The sequence below is a fragment of the Rubinisphaera italica genome (genome assembly GCF_007859715.1).
GTDB lineage: Bacteria > Planctomycetota > Planctomycetia > Planctomycetales > Planctomycetaceae > Rubinisphaera > Rubinisphaera italica.
Genome location: NZ_SJPG01000001.1, coordinates 773,663 through 785,653 on the forward strand (window position 1 = coordinate 773,663; position 11,991 = coordinate 785,653).

10 protein-coding genes are annotated in these 11,991 nt (G+C 48.4%); 5 read left to right on the forward strand and 5 right to left on the reverse strand.

Annotated features, from left to right (window positions below):
- The first annotated feature begins 59 nt into the window (after positions 1 to 59).
- The 4 genes from Pan54_RS03005 (at position 60) to Pan54_RS03020 (ending at position 6,919) form a co-directional block, all read left to right on the forward strand.
- Positions 60 to 2,060, forward strand: coding sequence for an ABC transporter transmembrane domain-containing protein (locus Pan54_RS03005; protein WP_146502092.1), 2,001 nt, complete (start codon positions 60 to 62; stop codon positions 2,058 to 2,060).
- Between the two features lie 167 nt (positions 2,061 to 2,227).
- Positions 2,228 to 2,974, forward strand: coding sequence for an ion transporter (locus tag Pan54_RS03010; protein ID WP_146502093.1), 747 nt, complete (start codon positions 2,228 to 2,230; stop codon positions 2,972 to 2,974).
- A 109-nt stretch (positions 2,975 to 3,083) separates the two neighbouring features.
- Positions 3,084 to 4,439, forward strand: coding sequence for an ABC transporter permease (locus tag Pan54_RS03015; RefSeq protein ID WP_207310026.1), 1,356 nt, complete (start codon positions 3,084 to 3,086; stop codon positions 4,437 to 4,439).
- 281 nt (positions 4,440 to 4,720) lie between these two features.
- Positions 4,721 to 6,919 (forward strand): alpha-amylase/4-alpha-glucanotransferase domain-containing protein, encoded by a 2,199-nt coding sequence (locus tag Pan54_RS03020; RefSeq protein WP_146502094.1) that lies wholly within the window; start codon positions 4,721 to 4,723, stop codon positions 6,917 to 6,919.
- Between the two features lie 8 nt (positions 6,920 to 6,927).
- Here the strand turns inward: Pan54_RS03020 and Pan54_RS03025 are convergent, their stop codons facing one another.
- The 5 genes from Pan54_RS03025 to Pan54_RS03045 all read right to left on the reverse strand — a co-directional run bounded on the left by Pan54_RS03025 (position 6,928) and on the right by Pan54_RS03045 (position 11,263).
- Positions 6,928 to 7,923 carry a hypothetical protein gene (locus Pan54_RS03025; protein ID WP_146502095.1) on the reverse strand — a complete coding sequence of 332 codons (996 nt, stop codon included), beginning with the start codon at positions 7,921 to 7,923 and terminating at the stop codon, positions 6,928 to 6,930.
- 146 nt (positions 7,924 to 8,069) lie between these two features.
- The gene (locus Pan54_RS03030; protein WP_146502096.1) at positions 8,070 to 8,606 is read right to left on the reverse strand and encodes a type IV pilus modification PilV family protein; all 537 of its coding nucleotides are present in this window, start codon (positions 8,604 to 8,606) and stop codon (positions 8,070 to 8,072) included.
- A 7-nt stretch (positions 8,607 to 8,613) separates the two neighbouring features.
- Positions 8,614 to 9,108 carry a hypothetical protein gene (locus Pan54_RS03035; RefSeq protein WP_146502097.1) on the reverse strand — a complete coding sequence of 165 codons (495 nt, stop codon included), beginning with the start codon at positions 9,106 to 9,108 and terminating at the stop codon, positions 8,614 to 8,616.
- 11 nt (positions 9,109 to 9,119) lie between these two features.
- Positions 9,120 to 9,590, reverse strand: a complete 471-nt coding sequence (locus tag Pan54_RS03040) for a GspH/FimT family pseudopilin (protein WP_146502098.1) — start codon at positions 9,588 to 9,590, stop codon at positions 9,120 to 9,122.
- 23 nt (positions 9,591 to 9,613) lie between these two features.
- Positions 9,614 to 11,263: an HD-GYP domain-containing protein gene (locus Pan54_RS03045; RefSeq protein WP_146502099.1), complete on the reverse strand. Its 1,650-nt coding sequence runs from the start codon at positions 11,261 to 11,263 to the stop codon at positions 9,614 to 9,616.
- Positions 11,264 to 11,539: 276 nt separating this feature from the next.
- On the opposite strand from Pan54_RS03045, the gene Pan54_RS03050 reads away from it, so the two are divergent.
- Positions 11,540 to 11,968, forward strand: a complete 429-nt coding sequence (locus tag Pan54_RS03050) for a type II secretion system protein (protein WP_146502100.1) — start codon at positions 11,540 to 11,542, stop codon at positions 11,966 to 11,968.
- Positions 11,969 to 11,991: the final 23 nt, after the last annotated feature.

The following is an 11,991-nucleotide window of genomic DNA, read 5'->3' on the forward strand; positions in this document are numbered from 1 at the left end:
TGAAACTCTGGGCATTCAACACTCGATAGAGTCGTTGACGCGTTTTTCGAGGTTGCAACGTGTACACATCAAATGGCGATACCTCGTCGACCTGGAAACGACTGTTTCCCCGATCGATGTGGCGACAACGCAATTCATTACAACTGATTGGCCTCTCAATAATTTCTGGGGTGCTGCTGATCATGCTCTTTCTGATTGGTCTTCTGATTGCGGACCTGTTTGTCAGTCGGGGTGCAGTCGTTTTGCAGGGAAATGAGATTGAAATCGCCCGCGAACGATTTGGTGATGTCCTGGACGTGGTTGCCCAGCCCGAAGGATTGAATTTCTCTGAAAAACTCCGTCTGGAGAATCGTGGCTTACTGCATTCGCTCTGGCACTTTCTCAAACGAGATCGAATCTGGGCTCAGCCACTCATTTCAATGTATCAGAAATTCCCTCTGCTCCGGGAAAACAGCTCGGCTCTGATTTGTCTTCTCATTGCTGGAGCGACATTAGGAATGATACGCGGACTGATTCTGGCCCGCTGCCGAATTCAGGCTTCGCAATTGGGGATGTCGGTCAGCAACCAATTGCGTCGCTCCCTGCATCGTCAGGCGATGAGACTCGGTCCTGGCGATCTGCTCGATCATCAAATTCATCAGGCGTATGATTTATTTCGCAATGACACTTCACAAATTCGGGATGGTATCACTGCGAATATTTATCGACTGACATTGCACCCGGTTTCATTGGCTGTCCTGTTTTTTCTGGGTTTGACGATCAGTCCACGACTGTTTCTGCAAATGGTCGTTCCGTTGCTCGCTTGCTGGTTAATGGTGGTACGGGAACGAACTCGATTTCAGAAAGCTCGCAAGCTGGCCGAATCGGAAGATCAATTACGATCAAATGTGCTGGCGGAAAGTTTAACAAAAACACGTCTGATCCGTGGCTATTCCATGGAAGAGTTCGACAACAACAACTTCAGCAAACATCTGGATCAACTCTCAACATCGACTTCAACAGTTCGTCGCAGGGAAGTCGTTTCCAGTTGGCTCTGTTGGGGACTGGTGCTCGGTTGTATGCTGATACTGGTGTTGCTGATGGGGGTGAAAGTTCTACTTCCGGAAGAGAATCCTCAGAGTTTACAGTTGTCTGAGGTGATACTGCTGAGCCTTGTCTTCGGCTTTGCCTTCAAACCATTATTACGACTTCGTGACCTGCGAGAGATTCGCAAAGATACCGCTTTGGCAGCCGAGAGAATCTACCGCTACATGGCCCAGATTCCTGAAGTGGGACAAGCTGTCGGAGCAAAATTCCTGGATCCGCTGAGCAAATGGCTTGCGTTCGAAAATGTCAGTTACAGTTTGCCAGGTGCAACTGGAAGGAAAATCCTGGATCACCTGGAAGTGAAGTTACCGGCTGGCGGTTTAACCGTGATTGCTGCTCCGAATCCTCTCGAAGCTCAAGCGATGATGTATATGCTCCCTCGATTTCTCGAACCACATGAAGGTCGAGTGCTGATCGATGGAGAAGATATCGCTTGGGTGACACTCGAATCACTCCGTGCAGAAGTGTTGTATGTAGGTGGACGCGAAATTTATTTCACGGGATCGGTCCTCGAAAACATTACGTGTGGACAGGCAAATTTCACACAAGCCGATGCGATTTCAGCTGCCAAGCGAGTTCACGCACACAATTTCATTCAACGATTACCTCAAGGATATGAAACCGTTCTTGGTGAACATGGCGAGCGATTAAGTGTCGGAGAAGAATTCCGGCTCGGACTGGCTCGCGCTCTCTTGCGAAATCCCGCTATTCTGATTCTAGAAGAACCCGACAAGGATTTGACTGAAGAAGACAAATCCATGATCGACGATGCCTACGATCAGATTTGCCTGGGGCGAACCGTGTATGTGATCCCAAGCCGAATGAGCACCATCCGCCGCTCGGATCGAATTGTGCTGTTGCACGAAGGCAAAATTGCGACCGTCAATACTCAGGCCAATTTACTCGCTGGCAACGAACTGTATCGCCACTGGGAATACACCCGCTTCAATGTCTTCCGGCATCTTGGGAAGTAGGACTACCATATTCAGAGTCAAATGGGTGGCGGGGTTGCTTCGCGTTATAAGAAGCCCCCGCCATTGACTAACTTATTTCAGTATAGCCAATTTACGTCGAAGATTACTTTCTCGACTTCGTCATTAATAATCCAGTTTGTGAGTACAGGTTTAAGTTTTGAGCAACTATGAGAACCGATGATTTTCAAGAAATAATTAATGGTACGGAGAGTCGTTCGAGTCGTATTTTTAGTCTGATCATTCAATTTCTCATACTTGTTTCCCTAGTCACGTTTTCTATAGAAACACTGCCAAATCTTTCCAAAAAAACTCAATCTGTTTTATATGTTATTGAAGTTTGCACGGTCGCAATATTTTCGATTGAATATTTGTTAAGAATATTATTTGCGAAAAATCGACTTAAGTTTATCTTCAGTTTTTTTGGATTGATCGATCTAATTTCGATTCTTCCATTTTATGTTTCTGCAAATTTTGATTTGAGATCATTACGTGTTTTCCGCCTTTTGCGTCTTGTGCGAATTCTTAAATTAGTCCGTTACAGTGCCGCAATCAGAAGATTTCATCGAGCATTATTATTATCTCGCGAAGAACTCATCCTATTTGGCATTGTCATGCTCATGCTGATTTATTTATCCGCGGTCGGAATTTACTATTTTGAAAATGAAGCTCAGCCTGACAAATTCGCTTCAGTTTTTCATTCTCTTTGGTGGTCAGTCGTAACGTTAACGACTGTGGGGTATGGTGATATTTTCCCTGTGACAGTAGGAGGGCGAGTGTTTACTTTTTTTGTACTCCTGATTGGACTGGGAATTGTTGCAGTACCAACAGGATTATTTTCATCAGCCTTGATCGAAGCCCGAAAACTGGAAATGACACCTCTCGAGGATCCTCTCAAAGAGGAAATTGAAAGCTGATCCACAAATCAACGCGATGTTATGCCTTTCTTCTGCCAGTCTTAATGAATAGAATGGTCTGTTGCAGAGAAGAAATCCCACCTGAACCGATGAGCGGCTCATTCCCACCATGAACGTGACACGAAATTTACGTGCGATCGACCTGGCCTTGAAAAGCCTGCTGCTGCAGCGATTGCGCTCGGGTTTGACGATGCTCGGGATTGTGTTCGGCGTTTTTTCTGTGATTGCGATGCTTGCCATCGGAGAGGGGGCCAGTCAGCAGGCACAGGAACAGGTCCTCAAGCTGGGGGCGAATAATATTATTGTTCGCAGTAAGAAGCCGCCGGAAGGGTCGACCTCGAACAGCGGGAGCAGTGGTGCCCGAGTTTTGCGATACGGTTTGCTGCGAGCTGATTACAAACTGCTGCACGATTCTATTCCAACGGTTTCCGATGCCATCCCGATTCGCGAAACCTCGCATGAAGCACGCTATCGCGATCGCAAACTGGCGGTGCGGGTCGTTGGTTGCAATCCCAAATATCTCGATGTGAATCATCTGGAAGTCTCGCGTGGACGATTTGTCACCGATCAGGATGAATTTCTTGCCGAAAACGTGGCCATCCTCGGCTCCGCGACTGCCGATACACTGTTTCCTTATGAGAATCCGATTGGCAAAACGGTCATGATCAGTAACCAGCCGTATCAGGTCGTTGGCTATATGAAGCAACGGCAGGAGTCGGGGGGAATCGGCGGAAGTTTGACCGCTCAGGATTTTAACAGCGATATTTACATCCCGCTCAAAACCTTCAGTAGCCGCTTTGGCGATTTGATCATTCGCTTCACTTCGGGGTCATTCACTGCTGAACAAGTGGAGTTGAATCAGATTACCCTGCAGGTGAAAGACCGTAATGATGTGATGCCGACCGCTGAAGTGGTGAAAGAATCGCTCAAAAGAAATCATGCCACCGATAATGACTACGCGATTGTCGTCCCTCTGGAACTCCTGAAACAGGCGGATCAGATTCGGGCGATTTTCAACATGGTGCTCGGCTCAATCGCGGCCATTTCACTGGTCGTGGGGGGGATTGGGATCATGAACATCATGCTTGCAACAGTGACCGAACGAACGCGGGAAATTGGAATCCGTCGCGCTCTCGGAGCCACGCGAAAGGATATTGTTCAGCAGTTTTTGACGGAAACAATTGTATTGGCTGGGACGGGAGGCGTGATCGGGATCATTATGGGACTGCTCACGCCCTGGGCGTTTAATGCGATTAAGTTTGTGGCAATTCGCATCCTCAACCTGGATGCCTCCGGTGGCGATTCGGAATTCAGCAAAATCTTTCTGGAAATGCAGCCCCAAATTGCAATCTGGAGTCTCCCGATGGCCTTCGGCATTTCGGTGGCAATTGGAATTATCTTCGGAGTTTATCCTGCTCGCTCAGCTGCCCGGCTCGATCCGATCGAAGCTCTGCGTCACGAGTAAGACTGGATCTTATCGTAAAGCGCAAGTAAGTGTGGATAAGTCAGTGGGCCTCATAGCTTACCCAACTTATCGAGGCGTGTAGATTCCTGTCACTGATGAGAATCTCAGGCAAACTCTCATTTCCGAACCGACACAGACGGTGTATGATACTCGAATCGCCATCTCGAAAGAGCGTCTCGCAGGTTGAAAACAAATTCGTGATGAGTCTTCTCGAATGAAAAACCGAGGGGGCAAAGCAAGCACATTATTCAAACTGTCCTACTGTTTGAGGAAGTCCTGGAATGTCTGGTCCCATTCGCCTGATTTTGGCGATTCATAATCATCAGCCTGTTGGCAATTTCGATCACGTTGTCGAAGAGGCTTATCAGGACAGTTATCGTCCAATGCTCGAAACATTGGCCGATTATCCGGCTGTGAAATTGTCGCTGCATAACTCCGGCAGTTTACTCGACTGGATCGAACAGCATCGCCCCGAATATATCGAGCAACTCAAAGAACGGGTCGATGCCGGTCAGGTTGAAATTCTGGGGGGACCATTTTACGAACCGATTCTGGCCAGTATTCCTTCCCGGGATCGTGTCGGACAGATGCAGGCTTATCGGAAACATCTGGAATCGATTTTCGGTCAAACGCCACGAGGCATGTGGGTGCCGGAGCGAGTCTGGGAGCAATCCTTCACTCGCGATGCGGTCGCCGCAGGTCTGAAATATACCGTGCTGGACGACTTCCACTTCAAAAATGCCGGCTTTGGCGAAGAAGAACTCTACGGCTACTTCGTGACTGAAGACGATGGCAAAATGTTGTCGGTCTTTCCGATCAGTGAAAAACTTCGCTATACGATTCCGTTTGCCGAGCCGGAAGAAACAATTGAGTGGCTCAAGGAAGTTTACGAAAAACAGCCGGAAGCAGTCGTCGCGTTTGGTGATGATGGTGAGAAGTTCGGCACATGGCCGGGCTCGAAGCAACACGTTTACGGAGACGGCTGGCTGACGCGATTCTTCCAGTTACTGACCGATAATCAGGACTGGATTCGAGTTGTCACTTTCGCGCAGGCTGTCGAAGAAGTTTCTCCACTGGGACGGTGTTATCTGCCTGACTGCAGTTATCGCGAAATGACGGAGTGGGCGTTACCGACAGATCGTCAACTCGAGTTGATCCATCTGCAGCGCAAGCACAAAAATGAACCGGACTGGCCGGAAGTGCGGCAGCGATTGCGTGGTGGGTTCTGGCGAAACTTTCTGGTGAAATATCCAGAGGCTCATGAGATGTATTGCCGGATGCGGGAAATCAGCGATCGCCTGCACCAATTATTGCAGGATGCTCCCGAACTCGAACAGACGGAGAAATTCCAGTCCGCTCAGGATCATCTCTATCGTGGTCAATGCAATTGTCCTTACTGGCACGGGGCGTTTGGGGGGCTGTATTTACCGCATTTGCGGAATGCGATATATCATCATTTGATTGAAGCCGATTGTCTGGTCGAACAGATGGCTGGCAAAACGGGACGCTGGGTCGAAATCTCGTCTCGGGATATGAATCTCGATGCCCGACAGGAAATCCGGATCGCGAGCGATCAACTAGTCGCCTATCTGGCACCGGCTCGGGGTGGACACATTTATGAGTTGGATGCCCGAGGTTCGTTTGTAAATCTGCTGGCAACACTGGATCGACGTCCGGAACCTTATCATGAAACAATTCTGGCTCATGCCTCTGGTGAGTTGGGTGGTCAGAATGAAACCGCTTCTGTTTCTGATGAAATCGTCTTCAAGCAGGAAGATCTGCATTTGAAACTTTCTTACGATCAATGGGCACGAAAGAGCCTGGTCGATCACGTACTGCCTACCGGAATGACGATGGAAGAATTCCGTCTCGGCGGAGAGTTTGTCGGCGAAGCGGAAAAAGCTGTTTTCAAAACCTCACTCAAGCGTTCAGCCGATCGTGTGGAAGCGGTGATGTCGCGACGTTGTCGCTGGAAGGGACAAACACCGCTGCTCACCAAGTCGGTCGCAGTATCGAATTCGGCTCCCTCGGAGCTGGAAATTCATTATCGGCTCGATGATCTGGTCCCCGGTAAACCTGTGCATCTGGCTGTTGAATTCAATTTTGCAGCGATGGCTGCTGGTGTCGACAATCGATACTTCTATGGCGAAGATGGCTCGACCATTGGATATCTGGGAACCGATCAGGATCTGGCCGAACATACCCGGATCGGTCTGGTTGATGAATGGCTGGGACTGGATGCGTCTCTCGAATCGTCTCAGCCAGCTGGCATCTGGACGTATCCGCTGGAAACGGTCAGCCAGTCGGAAGGGGGCTTTGAACTGGTCCACCAGAGTTGTGCTGTGATTCTGCACTGGGAATTCACACCAGATTCTTCAGTCTGGGAAACGTCACTGCGACTCAATATTGATACGTCTGCTGCACGGGCTCGACGGTTAGCTGCAGCTCCAGGATCGACCCGCATGACAGTAGAATCGTAATTTGATGATTAAGGAGCAGAAGCCCATTGCCAAGTGCCTGCAATTGCGAAAGGTCCATTCTGAGAATCGGTGTAATAGACGCCGCGTACTTCATAGATAAGTGAGGAATCGGAATAACTGGTCAGAAAATCTGGCGGGCCAGCGATGTAGGCAGAATTAGTAGCCGTCAAATCTCCCTGCTTATGGAAGTATTGGATTGGTGCCTGAAGCGAATCGGATTCAAGCATTAAGCAGACTCCATCATTGGCATCAATTGTAGTCTCTCCAGAGAACGAGAAAGTCACCCAGCCCGGAAAGCCAACGGGTGCGTCATTACTTAAGAATGTTAGAGAGTCGTAATTTGTTGCCGTTGGCAAATTGAAGGCATCCGGCTGGCAAATTCTTACGGTTACTGTTTTGTCCTTTTTATTCTTCATACAATACAAGTCAATTTCTGTAATTTTCCAGCTGATGGCTTCGGCGGGAAGAGTCGCTTTGAAGTATTGACCAGCAGAATTATTTGAACTGATATAGTTGACGCTAAGGCTTAAAAGGGATGTGTAATTACGGAGAACTTGAGGGCCGAACGTTTCCTGGGCCATTAAGTCGATACTAGTGACCTGCACGGTATTATCAAGCCGCCCAATTCCGAGCAGCTGCAATGCGACATCGGCATTTTGCAAATTGCCGTCACTATCCTGAACGATCCAACTGATGGTGCCGTTCACGCTGGCATGAATATTCGAAGGAGTTGTTTCGACCCCATTGCTGTAGCTGGTACGCCAGTTGGGATCGTTTTTGAGTTGATACAGCCCCAGTTCAACAGCCGATCGGGAGAGCAGGCGGGCGCGTTGCCTTTCGACGCCAGTCAGCATCTGATCCCGCTGCAGTCGCATTAGATTCATACCGGTCAGTCCGAGCATGGAAATGAGGACAGACATGGTCACGATCAGTATGTACAGAGCCGCCCCACGGCGTCGCCGTGAATTCTTAGTCAGAGAATGAATTTGAAATTGACTCTGCATGGGAGATTTCAACAATCGATCAAAGTAATTCTTGTCATAACTTCTGACGAAGGGTGGCACTGGCTACGCCAATGCTTCCGTTTGAGTCTTAATTTGCACTGGCGGAGCCAGTGGCACACATCCGGAAAATCAATTGAAGCAGGCCACTAACGGTCTGAGGCATCGATTTCAAAATCCTGGCTGCGTAATGCCACCAGAGTTGCCATCGTTGTTCCCTGATATTTCACGGTCACCGTTATTCGTTTGAGGCCGGACTCATAAAGCAACACCTGTGATGGGGCTGATTTATTCACCCACGCGACTGAAACTTGTCTTTGCCAGTCCGTCGTATTTGTAATTGTGGTATTGGTCCGATCTTTCGGAGGGCTGGCAGACCAGCCATTGTAGTCGTCAACGTCATCGTAATTGGAGCGGGGTCCGTTGATATAGACAGCTTCCAAGAGTTCAAGGCCAAATAGAGGCAGGGAATTATCCCGGTAGGGCTTCCGCATGATCTCTGTCATCATTTCCTGAGCGAGTTGCTCGGCCTGAACATATCTGGCCGTCATCCCCCGGCCTCTCACGACTGCTCCAACACACTTGAGAGAGGTGATCATCAACACCGCCACCAACAGAGTCGAGATGCTGACTTCCAGCAGGCTGAACCCTTTGCGAGTTTCGAATTGATGATGCTTTCTGTGCATGTTGTTCCTAGTTGGCAACCATTGCGTTCATGTTCAGCAGCGGAATTTCCGTTTGGATTGTATTTGCTGTGGAACTGCCGGCTCTGAGTTTCACAATGATGGCAACAGTGCGTGTCCCATCGACAACATAATTCACTTCAAAAAGATTAACGTTTTGTAAAATATCATATTCGTTCAATCCAATTTTACGCTTGAGGGGATCGCCGGAAATTCCGCTCCATTGGTATTGAATTGTCTCTTCATTGCCATCGTTGTCTCGATCGGGAACATATACTTCAAATTTTGCAATTTCACTTGTTAAAATTTCGGTCGTGAATTGCAGCTCTGACATTTCCGTTAAGACATCGGCAACATCGATCAGCTCGTCGGCATTGGTGAGGGATAAATCGGTTGATTTCAACGTGAGAAACATCGCCGACATCAGTCCGGTCGTTAATACGGAGGTCGCGACTAACGAGACCACAATTTCCATCATGCTGAAGCCGCTTCGGATATTTCTCATACCATTAGTTCTCATGGGATTGAAATTCGACCGGAGGAGGCATGAACAATGACAGTTTTTTGTGCCCCGTTCACATCCAGCGTAACCGTTGCCTCGCTGGAGGGAATTCCGTATTGATTGAACGTGATCGCAGTTGTCGGTGTTGATGAAACGCTGACGATATCAGCAGGGCAAGCGGAATCTGTCAAGGAAACGACATAGGCTTGATCGGGATGATTGCGGTCCGAGATGTCAGAAATCGTATAGCTTTCATTGACAATATCGAAACTAACGGTGATCGATTGACTTCGGGAAATCGCCTGCTGCCGTGCATATTGCAGATCTCCTGCAATGGTCTCGGCAGCCTGCTTGAGACGATAGGCGTCTATGGAATCGTAAATTTTGGGGACTGCCACCGCAGAGAGAATTCCGATGATGAGAACGACCGTCACCATTTCGATCAGAGACAATCCTGATCGTTTATTGAGAGCATAATTGTTCATGAGAATGTCTTCTTGACTTTTCTTTACACAAGTGTGGCAGCCGCCACTGCTGCCTGTACGGAGTTGATTTCGCTTTGCAGCGCATGAGCTCGGGAAGGATACTGTTTGAGGTAGTGATCTTTTTGCTGATCGGATTCGATGGTGATTTCGAGAATCTGCGGCATGCCATCGAAGAAGGCCTCGACGCAGGCTTTGTCCCACTGCGATCCTGCTCCTTCGAGCAAAATACTGACAGCTTTTTTAACGGGCATGCCATCTCGATAGGGTCTCGTGCTCGTCATGGCATCGTAGGCATCGGCAACCGCCAGTATGCGGGCCATTAATGGAATTGCATCTCCTTTGAGTTGATGCGGATATCCCGATCCATCTACTGATTCGTGATGATGGAGCACTCCGGGAAGCACGTAGGAAAACGCATCGAGACTTTTGAGAATTTTGTATCCAATTTCCGGATGCTTTTTGATTTCAGCAAATTCCTCATCGGTAAGTTTGCCAGGCTTTTTCAGAACATGATCGGGCACACCTACCTTACCGATATCGTGGACCAGTCCCGTCACATAAATATCGTGACACTCCTTTACCGGCAATTGCATATTTTCCGCGATGATTCGGGCATACTGAGCGACGCGATCGCTATGCCCGCAGGTATAGGGGTCTTTCGCATCGAGTGAGTTCATCATCGTGCGAATGATGCCGATAAGTAGTTCCTGTCGTTGTTCGAAGAGGTCGAGGTTCTTCGCATGGCTGGCCAGGATATTCGCCGTTGAGCGGATCAGGGTGGCTTCCGAAGTACCAAACTCGAGTTCACTTGCCGCATCCATTTGATCGTGAAAATGAGTCCGAATATGACCGGTATTCTTCTTATTCAAAGTGGCCACCCAGCCATAAGTTTTTCCATCTTTCATCAGAGCCGTTAAAATATAACTGTTAATCCCTTCTGGACACTGAGTGTTACTGTCTGGAATGAGTCCATCATTGCAGACTATCGGAACCGAACTTTCGGAATTTCTCCAATGCGCAACCAGTTCACGACAGCTCTCTTCAGGGATATTTTCACCCCAGGTTTTGATATTTAACTCAGAGGTCGCATCAGTCCCGGAACCTGGAGTGATGAGCGCAACAGTTCGACAGTGGATCAGATCGCCAAGAAGTTCCAGGGCCGATTCTGCCAGTGAGTTGAGACTGCGTTCAACAGTGCAAACTCCAAGTTGATCGGCCAAAGCCCGCAGCCAGGTCATTTCTTCAAAATCAGCCGAAACTTGAGCCGCGTAAAGATCGATTTGATCGGCTTGAAATTCGTTTCGTTCTTCAATTCGCTGTAAGTGGAATTCCTGCTTGAGCAGAGTTCGTAACATTTCCGTTTGTGAGAGACGGGAAATACCAACCGCTACCGTATCAAATCCAGTCTCGGCTTGGATCGGAAGGATGAACAAGGTGCGTTGATCATCCAATGGCAACAGGAAAGGTTCTGCATCCCCCTGCGATTTATGAATGTAGAAATGAATGTCGCTTTGATCGGAAGGATAAGGGGCTTCGCCAATTGTGAATTGCTGCACCCAGTCATGCGTGAGTTGCCAGATTTCCACACTATTTTCAAAGCATTCCGAAAGTTTCCGTGCGATTGGCATTGAAGGATGCTCGGGTTGCATTTGGGTATTCTCGATGATGGACATGTTTCAAATTCTCTAACTTCGTGCAGGAAATTCACTGGTTACTGAATATAGAAGTGTTTATCTGCAACACAGTGAGAGGAACGTAACGACCTCTGAATTCGGTAATGCTCCCTAAATCCTAGGTCACAGATGGGCAGCGGACTGAAAATATTTGCTGATGTTGTAAAAAGTCGACGAATTTTTTTGCTTAGGGATATATCCCGACCTACGTTTTGATAAGACCTTCATTTGTCAGGGTCGAATGCATGTGGCTTTCACCTTAAACGAGGTAGAATTATGAAAACATCTGTTTGCAGAGGCGAAATGAACCGCCGAGGATTTTCGCTGGTAGAATTAGTCGTCGTTGTGCTTGTGATGGGGATCATCGCAGCCGTCGCAGGGCCCAAAATGTTCAATACGGCTAGCGATGCCCGTTTGAACGGCACAAGACAGTCGCTAACTGTCATTCGCGATGCGATTGAACTGTATAAAGCTCAAAATGGCAGCTATCCCTCAAGCGCCAACTCCACTGCATTTCACACGGATTTGTCGCCGTATGTACGTGGGCAATTCCCGAATGTGGAAGTCGGCGCGAATAAGGGGGGGAATGATGTCCGAATTCATTCCGGTTCGCCAACGCCATCTGGTACAGAAGCCTGGGCATACGATACTTCAGACGGCGGTTTCATCATCAACGATACAACCAGCAGCTATAACACGCTGTAATTTTCTTCCGATTCCCATTCGCG